19 protein-coding genes are annotated in these 22286 nt (G+C 68.5%); 6 read left to right on the top strand and 13 right to left on the bottom strand.

Annotated elements, in window-relative coordinates; all coding sequences use genetic code 11:
* A partial coding sequence (locus ACY48E_RS12270; RefSeq protein WP_462872462.1) for a sulfite exporter TauE/SafE family protein occupies positions 1-652 on the top strand: 652 nt, incomplete at its 5' end.
* A gap of 9 nt (positions 653-661) precedes the next feature.
* On the opposite strand, the gene ACY48E_RS12265 is transcribed toward ACY48E_RS12270, so the two are convergent.
* The 4 genes from ACY48E_RS12265 to ACY48E_RS12250 form a co-directional block, all read right to left on the bottom strand.
* Positions 662-2476: a ribonuclease J gene (locus ACY48E_RS12265; protein WP_462872461.1), complete on the bottom strand. Its 1815-nt coding sequence runs from the start codon at positions 2474-2476 to the stop codon at positions 662-664.
* Complete coding sequence (gene dapA, locus ACY48E_RS12260; RefSeq protein WP_462872460.1) at positions 2473-3396, bottom strand: 4-hydroxy-tetrahydrodipicolinate synthase; 924 nt, start codon at positions 3394-3396, stop codon at positions 2473-2475. Before dapA ends, ACY48E_RS12265 begins: the two co-directional genes overlap by 4 nt.
* Positions 3397-3460: 64 nt before the next feature.
* Complete coding sequence (gene thyX, locus ACY48E_RS12255) at positions 3461-4207, bottom strand: FAD-dependent thymidylate synthase (RefSeq protein WP_462872459.1); 747 nt, start codon at positions 4205-4207, stop codon at positions 3461-3463.
* A 9-nt stretch (positions 4208-4216) separates the two neighbouring features.
* Positions 4217-5443, bottom strand: coding sequence for a winged helix-turn-helix domain-containing protein (locus ACY48E_RS12250; RefSeq protein WP_462872458.1), 1227 nt, complete (start codon positions 5441-5443; stop codon positions 4217-4219).
* 140 nt (positions 5444-5583) lie between these two features.
* On the opposite strand from ACY48E_RS12250, the gene ACY48E_RS12245 reads away from it, so the two are divergent.
* From ACY48E_RS12245 to ACY48E_RS12235, 3 genes are all read left to right on the top strand, one after another.
* Complete coding sequence (locus tag ACY48E_RS12245) at positions 5584-6138, top strand: isochorismatase family protein (protein ID WP_462872457.1); 555 nt, start codon at positions 5584-5586, stop codon at positions 6136-6138.
* 65 nt (positions 6139-6203) lie between these two features.
* Entirely contained in the window at positions 6204-6782 is a 579-nt protein-coding gene (locus ACY48E_RS12240) for a P-loop nucleotide/nucleoside kinase family protein (protein WP_462872481.1), read from the top strand.
* 237 nt (positions 6783-7019) lie between these two features.
* The gene (locus ACY48E_RS12235) at positions 7020-8474 is read left to right on the top strand and encodes an MFS transporter (protein ID WP_462872456.1); all 1455 of its coding nucleotides are present in this window, start codon (positions 7020-7022) and stop codon (positions 8472-8474) included.
* A gap of 100 nt (positions 8475-8574) precedes the next feature.
* Here the strand turns inward: ACY48E_RS12235 and ACY48E_RS12230 are convergent, their stop codons facing one another.
* The 7 genes from ACY48E_RS12230 to ACY48E_RS12200 form a co-directional block, all read right to left on the bottom strand.
* Complete coding sequence (locus ACY48E_RS12230; protein WP_462872455.1) at positions 8575-9774, bottom strand: MFS transporter; 1200 nt, start codon at positions 9772-9774, stop codon at positions 8575-8577.
* A gap of 173 nt (positions 9775-9947) precedes the next feature.
* The gene (locus ACY48E_RS12225; RefSeq protein WP_462872480.1) at positions 9948-10346 is read right to left on the bottom strand and encodes a flavodoxin family protein; all 399 of its coding nucleotides are present in this window, start codon (positions 10344-10346) and stop codon (positions 9948-9950) included.
* Between the two features lie 50 nt (positions 10347-10396).
* Entirely contained in the window at positions 10397-10858 is a 462-nt protein-coding gene (locus ACY48E_RS12220) for a hypothetical protein (protein ID WP_462872454.1), read from the bottom strand.
* A 5-nt stretch (positions 10859-10863) separates the two neighbouring features.
* The gene (gene dapB, locus ACY48E_RS12215) at positions 10864-11619 is read right to left on the bottom strand and encodes a 4-hydroxy-tetrahydrodipicolinate reductase (RefSeq protein ID WP_462872452.1); all 756 of its coding nucleotides are present in this window, start codon (positions 11617-11619) and stop codon (positions 10864-10866) included.
* Between the two features lie 48 nt (positions 11620-11667).
* Positions 11668-12780 (bottom strand): alcohol dehydrogenase catalytic domain-containing protein, encoded by a 1113-nt coding sequence (locus tag ACY48E_RS12210; RefSeq protein ID WP_462872451.1) that lies wholly within the window; start codon positions 12778-12780, stop codon positions 11668-11670.
* Positions 12781-12793: 13 nt separating this feature from the next.
* Positions 12794-15499, bottom strand: coding sequence for an MGH1-like glycoside hydrolase domain-containing protein (locus tag ACY48E_RS12205; RefSeq protein WP_462872450.1), 2706 nt, complete (start codon positions 15497-15499; stop codon positions 12794-12796).
* 24 nt (positions 15500-15523) lie between these two features.
* A complete protein-coding gene (locus ACY48E_RS12200) occupies positions 15524-17239 on the bottom strand; it encodes an AMP-binding protein (protein WP_462872449.1) in 1716 nt (571 codons plus the stop codon).
* 93 nt (positions 17240-17332) lie between these two features.
* Here ACY48E_RS12200 and ACY48E_RS12195 point away from each other — a divergent pair, with 93 nt between their 5' ends.
* Positions 17333-17995, top strand: coding sequence for an NADPH-dependent F420 reductase (locus ACY48E_RS12195; RefSeq protein WP_462872448.1), 663 nt, complete (start codon positions 17333-17335; stop codon positions 17993-17995).
* Positions 17992-18402: a thiol-disulfide oxidoreductase DCC family protein gene (locus ACY48E_RS12190; protein WP_462872447.1), complete on the top strand. Its 411-nt coding sequence runs from the start codon at positions 17992-17994 to the stop codon at positions 18400-18402. Before ACY48E_RS12195 ends, ACY48E_RS12190 begins: the two co-directional genes overlap by 4 nt.
* Before the next feature lie 21 nt (positions 18403-18423).
* On the opposite strand, the gene ACY48E_RS12185 is transcribed toward ACY48E_RS12190, so the two are convergent.
* Together ACY48E_RS12185 and ACY48E_RS12180 are read right to left on the bottom strand one after the other, a co-directional pair.
* Positions 18424-19800, bottom strand: a complete 1377-nt coding sequence (locus ACY48E_RS12185) for a M16 family metallopeptidase (RefSeq protein WP_462872446.1) — start codon at positions 19798-19800, stop codon at positions 18424-18426.
* The gene (locus ACY48E_RS12180; RefSeq protein WP_462872445.1) at positions 19766-22030 is read right to left on the bottom strand and encodes a polyribonucleotide nucleotidyltransferase; all 2265 of its coding nucleotides are present in this window, start codon (positions 22028-22030) and stop codon (positions 19766-19768) included. Before ACY48E_RS12180 ends, ACY48E_RS12185 begins: the two co-directional genes overlap by 35 nt.
* Between the last annotated feature and the right edge of the window lie 256 nt (positions 22031-22286).

The following is a 22286-nucleotide window of genomic DNA, read 5'->3' as shown; positions in this document are numbered from 1 at the left end:
GGTGACGGCGACGATGTCCAACGCGGTGGGGCTGGTGGCCGGTGGGGTCTCCGGTGTGTGGGGGTACCGGCGCGAACTCGGTGGCCAGTGGCACCGGTTGCGGTGGCAACTGCCGGCGTCGTTCCTCGGCGCCATCACCGGAGCGTGGCTGCTGCTGCATCTGCCGCCCTCCGCCTTCGAGGCGGTGGTCCCCGTGCTGATCGTGGGAGCGCTGATCCTGGTTCTCGCCGGGCCGTCCATCCAGGCGCGCGCGGCACGACGAGCCGACGGCGCCGCGGTGCCCATGAGCCGAGGCCGCTGGGTGACGCTGGTCAGCGGCACCTACGCGGTGGGGGTCTACGGCGGCTACTTCACCGCCGCGCAGGGCATTCTGCTGATCGCGCTCATGGGCGCCGTGCTCCCCGAGTCCATGCAGCGGATGAACGCCGCGAAGAACCTGCTGTCCCTGCTGGTCAACGTGGTGGCGGCCGCAGCGTTCATCCTCGTGGCCTTCGATCGCATCAGCTGGACCGCCGCCGCCTGCATTGCGGCCGGATCACTGCTCGGCGGGGTGGTCGGCGCCCGCTACGGGCGGCGCCTGTCGCCCCGAGCGCTCCGCGCGGTGATCGTGGCCGTGGGCCTGATCGGCCTGTGGAACCTCGTGCACTCCTGACCGGACGGGTCAGCCGCGGTTGACCTCGAGAACCGTCGGCACGATCATCGGCCGGCGACGGTACTTGTCCGCGACCCAGCGACCGACGATGCGTCGCACCGACTGCGCGATACGGTGCGTGTCGGTGACACCCTCCCCGGCCAGGCGTAGCAGCTCCGCGTCGACCAGTTCCGCCGCTTCCTTCAGTGCGGCCGGATCGTCGGAGAAGCCGCGACCGTTGACCTCGGGCGTGCTGGCCGACCGGCCGGTGGCCCCGTCGATGACGATGGTGATGGCAATGAATCCGCCCTCGCCGAGCACGAGGCGGTCCGAGAGGGTCGAATCGCCGACGTCACCGACCGACAACCCGTCGACGTAGACGTGACCGACGGGCACCTGGCCGACGATCTCGGCGAGCCCGTCCACCATGTCCACCACCACACCGTCCTCGGCGAGGACGATGCGCTCCTCGGGCACGCCCGTCGCGGCCGCGAGCGCCGCATTGGCGCGCAGGTGGCGCCACTCGCCGTGGACCGGCATGGCGTTGGTGGGTCGAACGGCGTTGTAGAGGTAGAGCAGCTCACCGGCCGAGGCGTGCCCGGAGACGTGCACCTTGGCGCTCTGCTGCGTGATCACCTTGGCCCCGCGCTTGGCCAGACCGTTGACCACCGCGAACACCGAGTTCTCGTTGCCGGGAATCAGCGACGAGGCCAACACCACCAGGTCGTCGGCGCGAATGTTGATCTGCCGGTGCTCGCCGCGCGCCATGCGCGAGAGGGCCGAGAGCGGCTCTCCTTGCGAGCCGGTGGAGATCAGCACGAGACGGTCGTCGGGCAGCTTGGCCGCGGTGTCCATGTCCACCTCGACACCGTCGGGCACGTTCAGATAGCCCAGTTCCTGCGCGATGGCCATGTTGCGCACCATCGACCGGCCCACGAACGAGACCTTGCGGCCGTAACGGTCCGCAACGTCGATGACCTGCTGGATGCGGTGCACATGGCTGGCGAACGACGCGACGATCACCCGGTTGCGGGCCTTGCCGATCACACCGTCGAGCACGCCTCCGATCTCGCGCTCGGGCATCACGAAGCCCGGCACCTCGGCGTTGGTGGAGTCGACCAGGAACAGGTCCACGCCCTCGTCACCGAGGCGGGAGAAGCCGCCGAGGTCGGTCAGGCGCCCGTCGAGCGGAAGTTGGTCGAGCTTGATGTCACCGGTGTGCAGCACCAGCCCGGCGTCGGTGCGAATGGCCACCGCAATCGCGTCGGGGATGGAGTGGTTGACCGCGAAGTACTCGCATTCGAACGGGCCGTGGGCGGTGCTGTCGCCCTCGCGGACCTCCACCAGGTTCGGGCGCTGGCGATGCTCGCGGCACTTCGCCGCCACCAGCGCGAGGGTGAACTTCGAGCCCACCACCGGGATGTCGGGCCGCAGCCGCAGCAGGAACGGCAGGGCGCCGATGTGATCCTCGTGCCCGTGGGTGAGCACCACCGCCTCGACGTCGTCCATGCGGTTCTCGATGTGCCGGAAGTCCGGCAGGATCAGGTCCACGCCGGGCTGCGCATCCTCGGGGAAGAGCACACCGCAGTCGACGATGAGCAGCTTGCCCTGGTGCTCGAAGACGGTCATGTTGCGACCGATCTCCCCGATACCGCCGAGGGCCACCACGCGCAGACCGTTGCGGGGCGCCTTGGGCGGCGCGCCGAGCCGGATGGTCTTGTCCACCGGCACACGCTGATCGGGGCGCTGCGTGGCGGCCGAGTTCTGCGGGGTGCGGGCGGGGCGGACCACCGGCGGACCGGCACTGCGGGTGGCGCGACCGCGCGAGCGGCTCGACCGTGTCATACGAGAACTCCTGCTGACTGGAGACCGGCTGCGAGAGAGTCGATCTGGGAGGTGGTGGGGGCGACCTGCGGCAGGCGCGGTTCGCCGACGTCGATACCGAGCAGGCGCAGCCCGGCCTTGGAGGCGGACACACCGCCGAGGGCGGCGAATGCCCGAACGATGGGCAGCAGCCCCGCGTTGATACGCTGCGCCGAGGCGATGTCGCCGGCGAACCAGGCATCGCGCAGCGCGCGAACAGCCTGCGGCGCAACGTGACTGATGACGCTGACGAACCCGACGGCCCCGACGGAGAGCCACGGGAGGTTGATCGCGTCCTCGCCGCAGTAGAACTCGAGGTCGGTGGAGGCGATGAGGTCGGCGCCCGCCGCCAGATCACCCTTGGCGTCCTTGACCGCCACGATGCGGGGGTGCTCGGCGAGTGTGCGGATGGTGTCGGTCTCGATGGCGATGACCGAGCGCGGCGGGATGTCGTAGAGCATGACCGGCAGATCGGTGGCGTCGGCGACGGCGGTGAAGTGCGCGATCAGACCGGCCTGGGACGGGCGTGAGTAGTAGGGGGTGACCACCAGCAGACCGTCGGCACCGGCGGCCGCGGCGGTGCGGGCCTGCTCGATGCTGTGGGCGGTGTTGTTGGTGCCGGCTCCGGCGACGATGCTCACGCGCTCACCCACCGCCTCGATCACCGCGCGCAGCAGACGATCCTTCTCGGCGTCGGTGGTGGTGGGTGACTCGCCGGTGGTGCCGGAGATCACCAGACCATCGCACCCGTTGTCCACCAGATGAACCGCCAGACGCGCGGCGGCATCGAGGTCCACGGACCCGTCGGCGGCGAACGGGGTGACCATCGCGGTGGAGACTCCGCCGAAACGGGCCGAGGTTGCAGATGCCGTCGGGGTTCCCGTCGAGTCGCCGGTGCTCATGACCCGGAAGGTTACCCGCTCCCCCGGACGGGCCGGACTCCCTGTGCACCGGTGGCGATCTGCATCACTGCCCGGGGTACGAGGTGCGCGCGACCTCGGTTCCGTCGCGCAACCTCTCGATCTCGAGATCACCGAACACCGCGGGCGCAAGTTCGAGCAGATGCCGCAGAACGGCCACCGCCAGACGACGAATCTCGAGGTCGGCGTGCTCGGTGGCGCGCATGGAGATGAAGTGCCGCCACGTGCGGTAGTTGCCGGTGACCACCAGCCGTGTCTCCACGGCGTTGGGCAGCACCGATCGCGCGGCCTGCCGGGCCACCTTGCCGGCCACCACGGCCGGAGACTCGGACCCGGCGGCGGCCTCGAGCGCCTGGAGCAGACGGTCGTAGGCGGCGAGGGCGTCGTCGGTGGCGTCGGTGAACAGGGCCCGCAGGTTCTCGTCCTGCTCGATCGAGGGCGGGATCACCATCTGCGCGTCACGCTCGGAGACCGACCGCTGGGAGAGCTGGGAGAACGAGAAGTGGCGATGCCGAATCAGTTCGTGACTGCACGAGCGGGAGATCCCGGTGATGTAGAAGCTCGCCGTGGCGTGCTCGAGCACCGAGTAGTTGCCCACCGCGAGCAGGTGCCGCAGGTAGCCGGCGTTGGTGGCGGTGCGCGGATTCGGCTTGGACCAGCTCTGGTAGCAGGCCCGTCCGGCGAACTCCACCAACGCCTGCCCGCCGTCGGCGTCGGTGCTCCACTCCACGTCGTCGGGCGGGGTGAAGGACGTCGCGGCGATCAGCCGAACGGTGAGGGGGGCGCTGCGCACCCTCCGAGCCTATCGACGCCGTCGTGAACCGGTGAGCGCCGCCGTCAGCGGAGCGCACAGGTCGCCGCGGTCGCCAACCTCCACGATGTCGAGTTCTAGCCACTGCGCCATCGACGTCAGCGCCTGCGCCAGCTCGGACACCGCGCTCCGATCACAGCGGCCCGCCTCGCCGAAAGCGCCGGGAACACGCAGTGTGGAGCGGGCGCGGTCGGCCCTGATGTCCACCCTGGCCACCAACTCCTCCCCGGACAGGAACGGGAAGACGTAATAGCCGAAGCGCCGTTTGGGTTCGGGGGTGTAGATCTCGATGCGGTAGTGGAAGTCGAAGAGCCGCTCGATGCGTGGGCGGCAGAAGACCACGGGGTCGAACGGGCACAGCAATGCCGAGCCGGTGAGTGCGCGCGGGGTGCGCACCCGCGGGTGCCGATACGCCGGTGCGTCCCAGCCCGCCACGGCCACCGGCTCGATCAGATCGGCATCGACCAACTCGCGCAGCGCCGCGGTGGTCTGCGCCCGTGAGAGCCGGTAGTAGTCGGCGATGTCGGACGCCGTCCCTACTCCCAGGGCGTGCACGGACTGCTCGACGAGGGTGCGCACGGCGTCGGCCTCGTCGATGCGACGGTCTGCGATCTCCTGGCCCACAACACGTTCGGCGAGATCGTAGCGGCGGGTGAAGGCCACCCGATCGGCCACCGAGAGCACCCCACTGGCAAAGAGCATCTCGCACACCACCTTCACCTCGGTGTGATCCCACCAGGGCCCCTTGGGGCCCACACGTTGACGATCGAGTTCGCGTTCGAGTTCGGCGGAGGTGGACGGCCCGCGGGCGCCGATGGCGCCGAGCACCTCGTCGACCAGGGTGGGATGCGCGTCCAGTACACGGTGGGCGTTTCCGTAGCGGCCACGGGCGAATTTCTCCATGCGCCAGCGGAACAGCGGCCAGTCGCCCACCGGGATCAGAGCCGCCTCGTGCGCCCAGTACTCGACCATGGTGCGTGGGCCCGCGGTGTCGGTCGCGGCGACGTCGAGGAGGGCGAGATCGTACGGTCCGACGCGCGAGAACAGGGGGCTGTAGTGCGCACGCACCGCCGCCGACACCGAGTCGATCTGGAACAGCTTGGTGTGCGCCAGAACCCCCGCCAGGGTTCGCCGATCCACCCGGGCCGGAGCCGGGCGGGCGAACCCCTGCGCGGCGAGCGCCAGGCGCCGGGCAGCCGAGAGCGACAACGTGCGCATGACGCGAGCGTGCCAGACGAGCAGCGTCCCGGACGGGTGGGAACCTGCATCTGGCCTCTTCCCTGCCGGGGCGCGGAGGAGAACACTGGACGACACGGGTCGCGCGTCGGGCAAGACCCGATGATCGAGGAGGTTCCACCGTGACCACACTCCCGGATCGTCCCCGCACCGCGCTGATGGTGATCGATGTGCAGAAGAAGGTGCTCGCCCACGCGCACGACCGCGAGAACGTGATCGCCAACATCAACACCCTCGTCGACCGCGCCGTCCGGGAGCAGGTGCCCGTGGTGTGGGTGCAGCACGGCAGCGACGAGATGACGCCCGGCAGCGAGGACTGGGAACTGGTACCCGAACTGCACCGGCGCGCCGACCAACCGGTGGTGCACAAGCAATACGGCGACAGTTTCGAGGACACCGACCTCGAGGACGTGCTCGCCGAGGCCCGGGTGGGATCGGTGGTGGTGACAGGCGCCCAAACCGACGCGTGCGTGCGCTCGACCATCCACGGCGCCTTCGCCCGCGGCTACGACGTGACCCTGGTGGCCGACGCCCACACCACCGAGGACATGACCAGCTGGGGCGCCCCTCCCCCGGATCAAGTGATCACCCACACCAACCTGTACTGGCAGTACCAGAGCGCCCCCGGCCGCACCGCCCGCACCGTGCCGACGGCGGAGGTGAGTTTCGGGGGGTGAATTTGGGTGCGAACGCGAACCCGTCTGCCGAATTCCACTGTGGAGGTGCCGTCAAGTTGAACGATGTGATCTGGCTGAACGGACCATTCGGGGTCGGGAAAACGACCACCTCGAGGCTGGTAATGGATGCAATTCCGGATGCTCGCGTCTTCGACCCGGAAGAAGTGGGGTACATGCTCGGACATTTCATGGTGCGCGAGCCTGTCGACGATTTTCAGAAGTGGCCATTGTGGCGACAGCTCGTCGCGACGACCATCGCGGAGCTCTCCGATTACACGAAAGCGCCGCTCATCGTGCCGATGACGGTCCTCGATGAAGCATTCGCGAACGAGATATTCGACGGCCTTGCCCGCCGAAAGGTGACCGTCGAACACATCCTGCTCGACGTCGATGACGCGACCCTGGAACAGCGCATTCGCCTGTCCGACGAACACCCCGGCGATCCCGGGGCGAGCGAAGAGACCCGCCGCTGGCGTCACGGGAAGGTCGACGCGTACCGCGCGGCCAGATCCTGGCTGTACGGATGCGCCCGGGTCATCGACACCACGACACTGCCTCCCGAGGAGGTCGCTCTGCAGGTAGTAGGACCGCGCGAGAACGGCCGGGCGGGTGCGAACGAACACCGAATCATCGATAGGGACTGACGGACTTTCCGTAAGCCACTGAGCGGCAGTAGGCATGGGTTCGTCCGTGGTGACTTCGGCATCGGATACGCCGTCGGTGCGTTCGTTCCTCTGGGGCTGAGTGCAGACGTTGGCTCGCTCGATCACCGGATGGCAGCGCGAGGGCGTCGCCCGGCCGCTCTGGGCCGGGCGCTGGGTCTTGTCTCGAAGAACGTCTCGATCCTGGGGTGCATCTATTGCCTACCCGAGGTTGCTGCAGTGCACAATGCTGCGCTCGACTCCACCGACTACAGATCTGAGAAGGGACTGTATCTTAGGAAGCAATCCAAAACACCGGTAGGTCTCGTGGCTGTGTACAACAGTTCCGCTGCGGCGCAGACACTGTCGCCGTGGCGGCTGGTGGAGTTCCGGCTGCTGCTGAGCAGTCAGCTGGTGTCGCTGTTCGGCGACCGCGTGCTCGCGCTGGTGCTGGGCATCTGGGTCAAGGAGCTCACCGGCAGCTCAGCGCTTGCCGGGCTGGTGTTCTTCGCCTACGGACTCCCTGTCCTGGCAGCCCCGCTGACCGGATGGCTGTGCGACCGGTTCTCCCGCCGCACCGTCAGCATCACCGTCCAAGCCGCCGGCGCCCTCTACCTGCTGCCGTTACTGCTGGTTCACTCGGCGAGCCAGGTGTGGATCGTGTTCGCGGTCACCGTCTGCTACGGCGCAGGCGGCGCGCTGTTCAATGCCGCCCGCGGCGCCCTGCTCGCCGACATACTGCCGCCACCAATCCGCCCACGCGCAAACGCAATCATCGTCAGCAGCGGCCAGGTCATGACGATCATCGGCCCGCTGATCGGTGCGGGCCTGTACGCCTGGCACGGGGCCACCGCCGTCATCCTCATCGACATCGCCAGCTTCGCTCTCTCAGCGGCACTGCTGTGGTTCCTACCCGAACCCGAGCGCCTTGCCCCGCCCAGCCAGAACATGTTCACCGAATCCCTTGCGGGCCTGCGATTCCTGCTCACCACCGGAACCATGCTTCGCACCTCACTCGCACTGGCCATCCTGTACGCGGCCATCGGTGTCTTCGAACCAGTCATCTTCCAGGTCGTCACCCTCGGACTGGACAAACCCGCCGCGTTCGTCAGCGTCCTGCTGGTCACCCAAGGCATCGGCGCCGCTCTACTAGGCACGCTCGCCGGTCGCCTCGTCGGACGACTAGGCCCACTCGCGGCGATGAAGACGGCCGCCGCCGGCTGCGCCGCGTCAACCATTCTCTTCGCGGTCTCCTCCACGCCGGTGGTCGTGTTTGCGTGCGTCGCGCTCGGTGGGGCGTTCGCGCTGCTGTCGGTCGGTGTCATGACCTACCTGCAGGGCGTCGCCCCCCCCAGCACAACGCGGACGGGTGATGGCCGCGGCCAACATGCTCATGATGCTCCCCCAAACCTTGTTCATCGCAATCGGTTTCGGACTCGCCGCCGCCGCACCCTTCCGAGCGATCATTCTCGGCATGACGTGCGCTGCAGCCGCGGCCTGCCTAGTCGCTCCACGATCTCGCAACCAGCAACGTGCCGACAGGCAAGACCACGGCCAGCAATCTCCGTAATGGCCAGTTTCAATACATCGGTGCCCCGCGTCGCACGATCGCCAGGGCGCCCGCCCGTGTGTACGACGCCAGGAGTCTGCTGCGCTATCGGACGGCATCTGAGTTGGCTTGCTCGGGACGAGTGATCTGGAACGATGTCCGTTGCGCGCCCACCGCTCCGACATGCGACACGAGCCCGGTGGCATCGACCGACACATTGGCGTGGGACGACGAGATGGGTCGACCCTAGATCCGTAGTCGCGCGAGAAGCCCCACCGACAGCAATCCCACTATTGCCAGTGCAGATCCGAGGACTGTAGGCGAGGCACTGATGGCCACCGTCCCGAACGCCAGGATCGCGAAGGGTGCCAGCACGGCGGGCCCGATCGCGTCGGCGTTGAGTACACGCCCGAGAACGCCGCGGGGCACCGTGTCCTGAAGGAACGTCATCCAGATCACGCCGAAGCAACCCAGCCCCACCCCGCCGACCAGGTAGAGCAGGAGCCCGACCCGGACGTCGCTCGTCGTCAGCGCCAACGGCAGCAAGCAGCCCGCGCCGGCGGACACCACGAGGCTGGCGCGGGAGAGGGCTATGGCGAACCGCGCGGCGAACGCTGCGCCCACGATGGCGCCGATCGCCTCGACAGTGAAGTACCAGCCGTAGAGCCGCTCGTTTCCGCTGTCGGTGAGGTACACGGCCAGGATCGCGGCGACCGGCGGGATGGTGATGCCGAGTTGAATGATGCCTTGCGCAAGCACGCGTCGTATCAACCGATGTCGCCAGCAGTACCGGAACCCCTCGATGCTGGAGGAAACGAATCCCTCGTCGTCATCGGGAGGATTCGGACGGTCCCGAATCAGCGTGGCGAGGAGAAGGAACGACACCGTGCCGGTGCCGGCGCCGACGATCACCAGACTCCATGTCGGGGACAGAACCACGAACACCGCGCCTGCGGCAGGCGAGACAATGGCAGCAGTCTTGGACACAGACGATCTCACTGCGTTGGCCACCCGTCGGAAGTTCTCGCCGACGGTCAACCCGATGTAGGCCGCAAGTATCGGTCTATAGCACGACGCCGCCGCACCGAGCAACAACGCTGCCACCACGACACCTACTTGTGTAGAGGCGGTGGTCGACACCGAAACCACCAGCAGCACAACAGCACCCAGTCGGACAACCTCGAGCATCTGAAGGGCGACGCGCTTGCTCACACGATCGATGACAGTCGATGAGAGCAGCAGCCCGGCGACACCGCCGACTGCAACCGCGGCCAAACTGACCCCCACCAGTGACGTCGGATGAGCGCTGCGAAGAATCAACAACGGCAACGCGACCATCGCAACGCCATCGCAGACCATCGTCAGAATTTGCGCGACCACCAGACGGGAGAAGGCCGATCGGGCCAGTTCGGCCGAGGGTCGACCCTGCGCCTGTGACGAACTCACGGATGCTTACCCTCCCCACTCGCAGGCAGGGTGTACACGGAGTGAGCTTGACCCCCGATTCATCGCTTCGAGTCGTTCGTGGTCTGTCTTCCCCGGCAGGCGCGCCAGATGCGCCATACGCTCGTCACGCTCCACGGCCCAGGTTGCCGTCCAACCCCTACTCTCCGTCACGACTACATCAGTCCTGCGGCCACCGTCGCCCCCAACTCCCAACACGCATCGAGGTCGCCTCGGGTGGGCTTGTTCGATGCGATGACATCCCGCGACGCCCTCACCCAACCCAGGCCCGTGGTGATCGATTCGACAGCGCGCACTGCCCCCTCGCAACCCTCGTTTCCGTGCAGGTAGACGCCGAACGGTCGGCCCCGCGTCGAATCGAGGATCTGGTAGTACGCACCGTCGAAAGCGTGCTTCAGGGCACCGCTGATGTAGCCGAGATTGACGGGGCTGCCCAGGATGTAGCCGTCGGCCGTCAGGAAGTCACTCGGCGTCACCGCGAGCGCTGCTCGGCGCACCACCTCGACACCCTCGATCTCGGGATTGGTCGCGCCGCTGACCACCGCGTCGAACATCGCCTGGCAGTGCGGGGACGGGGTGTGGTGCACCAACAGGAGGCGGGCGGTCACGCGCGCTCTGCCCGCTCCAGGGCCACGGCTCGCCGCATGGTTTCGCGGGCGCGGCCCCGGTCGCCGGCGTAGTCGTAGGCGCGGGCCAGGCGGTAGGAGACGCGCCAGTTGTCCGGGTCGGCCTCCCACTCGGTCTTCACCGACGCGAACAGCTCGTCGGCGGCGTCGCGCTCGATGCGGCCGGACGGGCGTCGCGGCAGGTCGGTGACGTCGAGTTCGACGCCCTCCTCATGCGCGCGACGGGCCAGGTGCTGGTGATCGAGCCCAGCACGCAGGGTGCTGCCCACGATCCACACGCCGAGCAGCGGCAGGATCATCACCCCGATGCCCAGCCCCCACCCGACCAAGCCGCCCGCGCGCATCAGCGCGATCGCGCGGTCACCGAGAAGCACGAAGTAGAAGCCCAGGGCCACCACCAGCAACCCGATGACACCGGTCACCCGAACGACGCTGGTCATCGCTGTCACAGATCCATCAGGGGCTCGATGCCCAGGGTCAATCCGGGGCGCGCGGCGATGCCCCGCACACCCAGCAGCACACCGGGGGTGAAGGACGTGCGGTCGATCGAATCGTGCCGAATGGTCAGCGTCTCGCCCTGTGTGCCCAGCAGCACCTCCTGGTGCGCCACCAACCCGGCCAGTCGCACCGAGTGCACACGCACCCCGTCGACGTCGGCGCCGCGGGCGCCGTCGAGTTCGGTGGTGGTGGCGTCGGGGCTCGGCCCCACCCCCGCCTCGCGGCGGGCACGCGAGATCAGCGCAGCCGTGCGGTACGCGGTGCCCGAGGGAGCGTCGGCCTTGCCGGGGTGGTGCAGCTCGATCACCTCCACCGAGTCGAAGAAGCGCGCGGCCTGCTCGGCGAACTTCATCGACAGCACCGCGCCGATGGCGAAGTTCGGGGCTATGAGCACCCCGGTTCCGGGCGAGTCGGCAAGCCACCCGCGTACCGTGTCGAGCCGCGACTCGTCGAACCCGGTGGTGCCGACCACGGCATGAATACCGTTCTGCACCAGGAACTTCAGGTTGTCCATCACCACGTCGGGATGCGTGAAGTCCACCACTACCTGTGTACCGGCGTCGACGAAGGTGCTCAGCGCGTCGCCCTTGTCGACGGTGGCCACCAACTCGGTGTCGGGCGCGGCAGACACCGCCTCGCACACCGCGCGGCCCACCTTCCCTGCGGAACCGAGTACACCGACGCGAATGCGATCACTGCTCACCGGGTGGACATCCTCTGCTGTGGTCGGGCGGGTTTCAAGGGACCGAGCCTAGTCGTGGTCGAACTCGATGATCTGCCGCAGGGCGCGTCCCGACGCCAACTCGTCCATACCATCGTTGATGTGGTCGAGATCGATCACCCCCGAGATCAGCTTCTCCACCGGCAACCGGCCCTCGCGCCACATCTGCACGTACGCGGGGATGTCGCGGGCGGGCACGGCCGAACCGAGGTAGCTGCCGACGATGGTGCGGGCCTCGGCGACGAGCATCAGCGGGGAGATCGACGAGCGCGCATCGGGGGCGGGCAGCCCCACCGTCACCGTGGTGCCGCCCGGCGCGGTGGCCGCCACGGCGGACTCGAAGGCCCGCGCGTTGCCGGCCGCCTCGACGACGATGTCGGCCCGCACACCGGATTCGGCGAGCTCGGCCGGGGTGAGCACGGTGGACGCCCCCAGCTCACGGGCCAGGGTGAGCTTGTCGGCCACGGCGTCGACACCGATCACCTCGCCGAGCCCCAGCGACGCCGCCACCAGCACCGCCGCCATACCCACGCCCCCGAGCCCGACCACCATGATGGAGTTGCCCGGCTTCGGCTGTGCGGCGTTGAGCACCGCTCCCCCGCCGGTGAGGACGGCGCAGCCGAGCACCGCGGCCACGGCGGGTGGAACATCGGGGCCCACCGCGACCACCGATCGACGATCGACCACCGCGTGGGTGGCGAAGCCCGACACCCCGAGGTGGTGATGCACCTCGGCGCCGTTGCGGGTCAGGCGCCGCCCACCCCCGAGCAGGGTGCCGGCGTTGTTCGAGACGCTGCCGGTGCTGCACGGAACGCGTCCGTCCGAGGAGCATCCGGCACAGTCCCCGCAGCGCGGCAGGAAGGTCATCACCACACGCGTGCCCGTCGTCAGATCCGCCACATCGGCGCCGACCTGCTCGACGATGCCCGCTGCCTCGTGCCCGAGCAGCATCGGCACCGGGCGCACCCGGTTGCCGTCGACCACCGACAGATCCGAGTGGCACAAACCCGCCGCCTCGATCCGCACGAGGATCTCGGTGGGCCCGGGCGGTGCGAGGTCGATCTCCCCCACCACGATGGGTGCGGACTCGGCGTAGGGACGCTCCCGGCCGATCTGCTCGAGGACTGCGCCGCGGATCTTCATGCCCCCACGGTAGTCAGCGCTGGTGCGACGGTAGCGACGGGTTGAGCAGGTGCGCCACCAGCGCCGTCCACCCGGTCTGGTGACTCGCACCGAGACCCTCCCCCGTATCGCCGTGGAAGTACTCCGAGAACGTCGGGTGCGCCGACCACAGCGGGTTGTCGCTGGCCTCGATGCGCTCACCGTCCGACGGGCGCACACCGTCGACCGGACGGAACAGATCCGCCAGTCCACGCTCGATGTGGTTGGCCGCTTCGCGCAGGGTGCACACGTTGCCCGATCCGGTGGGGATCTCGATGGTGAAGGTGTCGCCGTAGTACCGCCCGAGAGCGCGAATCTTGTCCGCCAGCAACACGTTCACCGGGAACCACACCGGGCCGCGCCAGTTGGAGTTGCCGCCGAACATGCCGGTGCGCGACTCCCCCGGCTCGTAGCCGATCGAGAGCGTGCGACCTTCTACCTCGAGGCTGATGCCGTCGCGGTAGGACGCCGACAGCGATCGGATGCCGTTGTCGGAGAGGAACTCCGCGGGATCGAACATGCGCTCGAGAACGCGCCGCAACCGGTTGGGATCGACCAGGGAGAGCAGCGTGCGCACCTTGCCGTTGTCGTTGCGCACCCGGATGGGCGAGACGGTCTCCGGCCGTCGACGGGCCACCCAGCGGAACCGCGCGATCAGATCGGGACACTCCTCGGCCACCCAGGCGTGGATCTCGGTGGTGGCGAGGATCGGCAGCAACCCCACCATCGATCGCACCCGCATGGGCACGCTCTCCCCGGTGGACTTGACCAACACGTCGTAGAAGAACCCGTCCTCCTCGTTCCACAGCGAGGTCTGCGCCGAACCGAAGGAGCCGACGGCGTTGGCGATGGAGAGGAAGTGGGTGAAGAACTTGGTGGCCACGTCGTCCCACGACGAGTCGTAGCGGGCCAGCTCGAGCGCGATCTTGAGCATCTGCTGGCAGTAGAACGCCATCCAGCTGGTGGCGTCGGACTGCTCGAGGCGGAACCCCGGCGGCAGCGGATCCGAGCGGTTGAACAACCCGATGTTGTCCATCCCCAGGAAGCCGCCCTCGAAGAGGTTGGAGCCGTCGGCGTCCTTGCGGTTGACCCACCACGAGAAGTTCAGCAGCAGCTTGGTGAACACCCGAATCAGGAACGAGCGATCGCGGTGCCCGTCGATGCGATAGACCTGCCACGCCGCCCACGCGTGCACCGGCGGGTTCACATCGCCGAACTCCCACTCGTAGGCCGGTATCTGCCCGTTCGGATGCATCGCCCACTCGCGGCACATCAGCACCAACTGCTCCTTGGCGAAGTCGGGGTCGACGTGCGCGAGCGGAATGGTGTGGAAGGCGAGGTCCCACGCGGCGAACCACGGGTACTCCCACTCGTCGGGCATCGACACCACATCGGCGAGCGAGAGGTGCGTCCAGGATGTGTTGCGCCCGGTGGCATGTCGCCGGGACTCCGGCGCGGGGGCACCCACCGGATCACCCTCGATCCACTGGCTGATGTCGAAGCGGTAGAGCTGCTTGCACCACAGCAGACCCGCGTAGGCGCGGCGGGCGACGTGCCGGTCACCGTCGGCGAGGTCGGGCCCGAGAATGTGGTCGTAGAAGATGTCGGCCTCGCGGGCCCGATCGGCGAGCACCGCGTCGAACGCGGCGGCGAACGTGTGAGCGGTCGGCATCGCCGCCTGCAGTCGCAGCCTGATGCGCCGCGAACCACCGGGCTCGATGTCGTCGAATCGGTAGAGCATGGCCGACTTGGTGCCCACCCCGGCCGGGTTCACCGTGGCCGCGCCGGTGACCACGTGCCGATCGATCCCGTCCTTGGTGTACTCGGAGAGGTTGCGCTCGGCCCCGAACAATTCCACGGCGTTGGTCTCGTTGTCGCAGAACAGCACCCGCGGTGATCCCTCTCCCGCGAGGTAGTACCGGCCCAGGAATCCGTGGTCGACCTCGACGGTGGCGATGTCGCCCACCAGGACCTCGGGGGTGACGTTGCGGATCCGCCCGCCGCGCTCGTCACGGCCCCACGACCAGGTGTTGCGCAGCCACAGGTGCGGCAGAACGTCGATCGACGCCGCGTCCGGGCCGTGGTTGGTGATGTCGACGACGATGCAGATGTCGTCGGGTGAGGCCTTGGCGTAGGTCATCTGCACGTCGAAAAAACGGTTCTCGTCCAGGATCCCGGTGTCGGCCAGTTCGAACTCCCGCTCATCGCGGCCCCGGGCGGCGTTCTCGGCGCGCAGACGCTCGTACGGGTACTCGGCGTGGGGGTAGCGGTAGAGCCACTGCATCCAACTGTGCGACGGGGTGCCGTCGATCGACCACCAGTACTCCTTGGCGTCCTCGCCGTGGTTGCCCTCACCGTTGGTCAGACCGAACAGGCGTTCCTTGAGGATCGGATCCTTCCGATTCCACAGCGCCACCGAGAAGTTGAGGAACCCGAACCGGTCACAGATCCCGCCCAGGCCGTCCTCGCCCCAGCGGTAGGCCCGCGCGCGAGCGTGATCGAAAGGAAACGACGCCCACGCGTTGCCGTCGGCCGAATAGTCCTCACGCACCGTCCCCCACTGCCGACCCGCCAGGTACGGGCCCCACGTGCGCCACGCACCCAGCTCACCGGGCGACTCCGCCAGACGGGCGTGCTCGGCGGTCGGCGGCGGATCGGCGGACGCGGAATCGGCCGGTGGGGCGGAACTGGTGTCGGTCACCTCGACGAGTCTGCCGTGCCGCGATCAGCCGCGCAGGCTCGGGAACTGCTCGTCGCGCCACTCCTGCCCCACCGAACCACCATCGGCGTTCTCCCGTGCCCGCAACTCCACGCGGCGGATCTTCCCGGAGATGGTCTTGGGTAGCTCGTGGAACTCGATGCGGCGCACACGCTGGTAGGGGGCCAGATGCTCGCGCGCGTAGGTCAGGATCGCCAGCGCCGTCGACTCGTCGGGCTCCCACCCCGCCGCGAGCGCGACGTACGCCTTGGGTACGGCCAGGCGCAGCTCGTCGGGCGCGGGAACCACGGCGGCCTCCGCAACGGCCGGGTGTTCGATCAGCACACTCTCGAGTTCGAACGGGGAGATCTTGTAGTCGGAGGCCTTGAACACGTCGTCGGTGCGGCCGACGTAGGTGATGTAGCCGTCGGCGTCGCGCGATGCCACATCACCGGTGTGGTAGCGCCCGCCGGCCATCACCGCGGCGGTCCTGTCCTCGTCGCCGACGTACCCGGTCATCAGGTTCAGCGGTCGTTCGGTGAGATCGAGGCAGATCTCGCCCTCGTCGGCCGGTTCGCCGGAGGTGGGGTCGACGAGCACCACGGGAACTCCGGGCAGGGGCCGACCCATCGAACCCGGCACCAGCCGCGCCCCCGGCACGTTGGCGACGAGGGCCGTGGTCTCGGTCTGGCCGAACCCGTCACGAATGGTCACCCCCCACTGCTTCTCGACGGTGGCGATCACCTCGGGATTGAGCGGCTCGCCCGCCCCGATCGCCTCGCGCAGCACGCCCGGCCCGCCGGACATGTCGGCCTGGATGAGCATGCGCCACACCGTCGGTGGTGCGCAGAAGCTGCTCACGCCGGCGGAGCGGATGCGATCCATCAGCGCCACGGGGTCGAAGCGCGAGTAGTTGTGCACGAAGATCGTGGCCTCGGCGATCCACGGTGCGAAGAAGCAACTCCACGCGTGCTTGGCCCAGCCCGGGGAACTGATGTTCAGGTGCACATCGCCCGGACGCACGCCGAGGAAGTACATCGTCGTCAGATGCCCGACGGGATACGAGATCTGCGTGTGCTCGACCAACTTGGGCCGGTTGGTGGTGCCGGAGGTGAAGTAGAGCAGCATCCGGTCGCTCGCGCGGGTGGTCGACTCGAACGGCGCCGGATCGGCCACGCCTGCGGCATCGGCGTAGTCGATCCACCCACCGCGCGGCACCCCACCGGCCGGTGAACCGACGGCAATGCGCAGGAAATCGCCCCGCAGATCGGCGAACTTGTCGGTGTCCTCGGCGGCAGCCACCACCGCGCGAGCCCCACCGCGCTCGATGCGATCCGCGAGGTCGTCGGGCGTCACCGCGGCGGCGGTGGGCATCAGCACGGCACCAAGCTTGATCACCGCGAGCATGCATTCCCACAACTCGACCCGGTTGCCGAGCATCAGCATCACCGAGTCGCCCGGTCCGACGCCGAGCTGCTGCAGCCACCGGCCCACGCGATCCGAGCGAATCGCCATCTCGTCGAAGCTGTACTGCGCCTCGTCGCCGTTCTCCTCCGAGATCCACAGCGCCGTGCGGTGGTTGCCCCGCGCAATGCGGTCGAACCAGTCGACGGCCCAATTGAATCGATCTCCCACATCGGGCCAGGAGAAGGCGCGGCACGCACCGTCGTAGTCGCCGTAGTGGTCGAGCAGCACGTCCCGAGCGGATCGGAACGCCTCGTGAGCATTGGTGATCTGCGTCATAGTCCGAGGGTACGAGCAGCCGACGCCCCGGAATCATTCGCCCCTCGTGGCCGTTGAACGGAACAAGACAATGAGCACGGGAAAGGATCTGTCGTGAAGATCGGGATCATCGGAGCGGGCAACATCGGCGGCACTCTGGCGCGGCGCCTGGCGCAGCTGGGCCACGACGTGGCCGTCTCCAACTCGCGGGATCCGCAGACGCTCGCGGACTTCGCCGCCGAGACCGGCACCACCGCCGTGTGGGCGAGCGACGCCGCCACCGACGCGGACCTGGTGATCGTGAGCATCCCGCAGAAGAACGTCCCCGACCTCGCCGACGGCATCGTCGACGCCCGCAAGCCCGGCGCTCCGGTCATCGAGACCAACAACTACTACCCCCAGCAGCGCGACGGGCGGATCGACGCCATCGAGGACGGTCAGCCGGAGTCGGCATGGGTGGCCGAGCAGATCGGTGCGCCGGTCTACAAGGTGTTCAACGGGATCTGGTTCAAGCACCTGGCCGAGAAGGGTGTCCCGGCAGGCACCGAGGGCCGCATCGCCCTGCCCATCGCCGGCGAGGAGGGGCCGGGCCTCGAGTTGGTCTCGGAGATCGTCGAGGCTCTCGGCTTCGACGCCGTCCACTCGGGGTCCATCGAGGACTCGTGGCGCCAGCAGCCCGGAACGCCGGTGTACGGCAAGGACTACGGCCCCGCCGATACCGTGGCAGCGTTGGGGCGCGCCACCCGCACGCGCACCCCGGAATGGAGCGCGGCATGACACCGATCTTCCTGTACGACGGGGACTGCGCCTTCTGCACCACCTGCGCGCAGTTCATCGAGCGGTCCATCCCCGGCCCGGCCGTGGTCGCGGCGTGGCAGCACTCGGACCTCGACCACCTGGGCGTCACACAGGAGCAGTGCGAGAGCGCGGTCCAGTGGATCGCCGAGCCCGGCGCTGCGGCAACGGCCGGCCCGCAGGCGATAGCCGATCTGCTGCGGTCGTCGACGGCATGGTGGTGGCGCGGGGCCGGTTCGGTGCTGGCCTTCCCGCCGATCCGGATGGTGGCCGAACCGGTCTACCGCTTCGTCGCCGCCCACCGCGGCTCGCTGCCCGGCGGCACACCCACGTGCGCGCTCCCGCAGGCCGAGCGCGACGCGATCGCCCGCAGATCGGGCACCCAGTAGTCGTCACCCGGTAGGGGGCGCTCAGCCCGCAACGGCCGATCGCACGGCCGCGGGGAGGCGGCTCACCGAGCGGTACGGGCCGACCACCGCGGCCGACATCGGCCGCACCAGCAGCGCCCGGGCCACATCGCGCACGTCGTCGTCGGTGACGGCGTCGATGCAGGCCAGGGTGTCCTCGACACTGCGGTGATCGCCGAAGTCGAGTTCGCTACGCCCGATGCGAGTCATCCGCGAACTCGACTCCTCGAGTCCCAGCACCAGGCTTCCGCGCAGCGAGCCTTTCGCGCGGGCGCACTCGGCCTCGGTGATGCCGTCCTCGGCCACCGCGCTCAGCACCTGACGTATCAGGGTGGTGACCTCGCCGAGGTTCTCCGGCTGGCAGCCCGCGTACACCGAGAAGGCACCCGTGTCGGCGAAGGTGTCCACCGACGAGAACACCGAGTACGCCAGCCCCCGGCTCTCCCGAATCTCCTGGAACAGGCGCGAACTCAACCCACCGCCGATCGCGGTGTTCAACACCGACAGCGGCCATCGGCGGCCCTCGTAGCGACCGAAACCGCGGACACCGAGGGCCAGGTGCGCCTGCTCGCTGTCGCGGGTGGTCAACGACAACTGCGCTGTGGCGACGGCCCCCGGGGCGCTCACCCGGCGTCGGGACGGCACCGAATCCCCGGTGAGCGCGTCACCGAAGCTACGGCGCACCGCCGCGACGGTCTCGCCGTGGTCGACGTTGCCCGCGACCGCCACCACGATGTGCGGCGCGGTGTAGCGCCGAACGTGGAACGAGTGCAGCTGCGAGCGCGTCATCGTCTCGATGGACTTCACCGTGCCGATCACCGGACGCCCCACCGGGTGGTTCGGGAACAGTGCCTCGAGGAAGGCGTCGCCGAGCAGGTCCTCGGGATCGTCGTCGCGCATCGCGATCTCCTCGAGCACCACCTGCCTCTCGAGTTCCACATCGGCGCTGCGGCAACGCCCGCGCAACACCACGTCGGCCACGATGTCGAGACCCAGCGCCAGGTCCTGATCCAGCACGTGCGCGTAGAAGCACGTGTGCTCCTTGGAGGTGAACGCGTTGAGTTCCCCGCCGACGGCATCGATGCTCTGAGCGATGTCGAGCGCCGACCGCGACGGTGTGCTCTTGAACAGCAGGTGCTCGAGGAAGTGGGCCGCACCGGCAACGGTGGGCCCCTCATCGCGCGAGCCCACCCCCACCCACACGCCCACCGACGCCGAGCGCACACCGGGGACGAACTCGGTGACCACCCGAACACCACCGGGCAGAAGGGTCCGCTCGACGCGCGAACGGCGCAGCTCGTCGCCCGAAGGCTCCGAGAACTGCGCCGTCGCGGTGCGGAAGTCGTTACTCAGCGCCGACCTCTGCAGCCGGAGGAGCATCGGTTCCCTCGGCGGCGGCCGGTGCGTCGTCCTCGACGGGGACGAGGCTGATCTTGCCCCGGTTGTCGATGTCGGCGATCTCCACACGCAGCTTCGATCCGACGCCCACCACGTCCTCGACCTTGTTGATGCGCTTGCCGTTACCGAGCTTGGAGATGTGCACCAGACCGTCGCGACCCGGCAGGAGCGAGACGAACGCGCCGAACGCGGTGGTCTTGACCACCGTGCCCAGGAACCGCTCGCCGACCTTGGGCAGCTGGGGGTTGGCGATGGCGTTGATCAGGTCGATCGCCGCCTGTGCGGACGGTCCGTCCGCGGCACCGACGTAGACCGTGCCATCGTCCTCGATGGAGATGTTGGCACCGGTCTGCTCGGTGATCGAGTTGATCATCTTGCCCTTGGGTCCGATGACCTCGCCGATCTTGTCCACGGGCACCTTGATGGCCGTCACGCGCGGGGCGTAGGGGCTCATCTCGTCCGGAGCGTCGATGGCCTCGGCCATCACCTCGAGGATGGTGGTCCGTGCATCCTTGGCCTGACTGAGCGCACCGGCCAGCACCTGCGACGGGATGCCGTCGAGCTTGGTGTCGAGCTGCAGCGCGGTGACGAAGTCCTTGGTACCGGCCACCTTGAAGTCCATGTCGCCGAACGCGTCCTCGGCACCGAGGATGTCGGTGAGGGCCACATAGCGCGTCTCGCCGTCCACCTGATCGGACACCAGACCCATGGCGATGCCGGCCACCGGGGCCTTCAGCGGGACACCGGCGTTGAGCATCGACAGAGTCGAGGCGCACACCGAACCCATCGACGTCGATCCGTTGGAACTCAACGCCTCCGAGACCTGGCGGATGGCGTACGGGAACTCCTCCTGGCTGGGCAGCACGGGCAGCAGCGCCCGCTCGGCCAACGCGCCGTGGCCGATCTCGCGACGCTTGGGCGAGCCCACGCGGCCGGTCTCACCGGTGGAGTACGGCGGGAAGTTGTAGTGGTGCATGTAGCGCTTGCTGACCTCGGGGCCGAGCGAGTCGATCTGCTGCGCCATCTTGACCATGTCGAGGGTGGTGACGCCCATGATCTGGGTCTCGCCACGCTCGAACAGGGCGCTGCCGTGGGCGCGGGGCACCACGGCCACCTCGGCGGAGAGCTCGCGGATATCGGTGATGCCGCGTCCGTCGATGCGGAACTGATCGCGCAGGATGCGCTGGCGAACCAGCTTCTTGGTCAGCGAGCGGAACGCCGCGCCGATCTCCTTCTCGCGGCCGGCGAAGCTCTCACCGAGGCTGTCGAGCACGGACACCTTGACCTCGTCGAGCTTGTCCTCCCGCTCGGCCTTGCCCGCGATGGTCAGCGCCTCGCTCAGCGGGGCGGTGGCCGCGGCCTCGACGGCAGCGAACGCATCGTCCTGGTACGCGGGGAACAGCGGGAAGTCGCCGGTCGGCTTGGCCGCACTGGCTGCCAGGGCGATCTGCGCCTCGCACAGGGACGCGATGAACGGCTTGGCCGCCTCGAGGCCCTCGGCGACGATGGCCTCGGTGGGTGCCTGGGCGCCGCCGTCGATCAGTGCGATGACGTTCTCGGTTGCCTCCGCCTCGACCATCATGATGGCCACGTCGGCGGTTGCCCCGGATCCGGAGACGATACGGCCGGCGACGACCATGTTGAACACGGCCGACTCGAGCTGCTCGACGGTGGGGAACGCCACCCACTGGCGGTCGATCAGGGCGACGCGGACGCCACCGACCGGGCCCGAGAAGGGCAGACCGGCGAGCTGGGTGGACGCCGAGGCGGCGTTGATCGCCACGACATCGTAGAAGTCCTTCGGGTCCAGGCTCAGGACCGTGATGACCACCTGGATCTCGTTGCGGAGACCGTCGACGAAGGTCGGGCGCAGCGGCCGGTCGATCAGACGACACGTGAGGATGGCGTCGGTGCTCGGCCGACCCTCACGACGGAAGAAGGAACCGGGGATGCGCCCGGCGGCATACATGCGCTCCTCGACGTCGACCGTCAGGGGGAAGAAGTCGAAGTGGTCCTTGGGGGACTTCGAGGCGCTGGTGGCCGAGAGAAGCATGGTCTCGTCGTCGAGGTAGGCGACGACGGCGCCGGCGGACTGACGTGCCAGGCGGCCGGTCTCGAAACGGATGGTGCGGGTTCCGAAGGACCCGTTGTCGATGACGGCGGTCGCCTCGAACACGCCCTCGTCGACCTCGGCTGCGGTTGCTGTGGTCATGGTGTGGATTCTCGTCCTCTCGTCGAAAGCCGTTCCCACCCGGGCGCGCCGACGACCCGGTGGTCGCGGCGGCGTATCCCACGGCTGGTGGGCCGACCCACGATCGAAGTCTCCGGGTGCACTGGCGCCCGGAGACCACTACCGAGGATCGGCGAGTGGCGCCGGTGGATACGAACGGCTCGGTCGTGCTGGTGAAGCTGTGTTCCTACTGGTTCTCACTGCTGCTGGAGCTGGTCACGCGTTGCGTGAAACACCT

This window comes from Rhodococcus sp. AZ1, assembly GCF_054979605.1.
This window is presented reverse-complemented; position numbering and strand designations above follow the sequence as displayed.

Excerpts from the sequence above, each read along its gene's own strand:
- ACY48E_RS12265 (WP_462872461.1), bottom strand. The coding sequence starts at position 2,476 with ATGACACGGTCGAGCCGCTCGCGCGGTCGCGCCACCCGCAGTGCCGGT.
- ACY48E_RS12220 (WP_462872454.1), bottom strand. The coding sequence starts at position 10,858 with ATGACCAGCGTCGTTCGGGTGACCGGTGTCATCGGGTTGCTGGTGGTG.
- ACY48E_RS12185 (WP_462872446.1), bottom strand. The coding sequence starts at position 19,800 with ATGCTCCTCCGGCTGCAGAGGTCGGCGCTGAGTAACGACTTCCGCACC.
- ACY48E_RS12190 (WP_462872447.1), top strand. The coding sequence starts at position 17,992 with ATGACACCGATCTTCCTGTACGACGGGGACTGCGCCTTCTGCACCACC.
- ACY48E_RS12225 (WP_462872480.1), bottom strand. The coding sequence starts at position 10,346 with ATGTTCGACGCGGTGGTCAGCGGCGCGACCAATCCCGAGATCGAGGGT.
- dapA (WP_462872460.1), bottom strand. The coding sequence starts at position 3,396 with ATGAGCACCGGCGACTCGACGGGAACCCCGACGGCATCTGCAACCTCG.
- ACY48E_RS12180 (WP_462872445.1), bottom strand. The coding sequence starts at position 22,030 with ATGACCACAGCAACCGCAGCCGAGGTCGACGAGGGCGTGTTCGAGGCG.
- ACY48E_RS12250 (WP_462872458.1), bottom strand. The coding sequence starts at position 5,443 with ATGCGCACGTTGTCGCTCTCGGCTGCCCGGCGCCTGGCGCTCGCCGCG.
- ACY48E_RS12200 (WP_462872449.1), bottom strand. The coding sequence starts at position 17,239 with ATGACGCAGATCACCAATGCTCACGAGGCGTTCCGATCCGCTCGGGAC.
- ACY48E_RS12210 (WP_462872451.1), bottom strand. The coding sequence starts at position 12,780 with ATGAAGATCCGCGGCGCAGTCCTCGAGCAGATCGGCCGGGAGCGTCCC.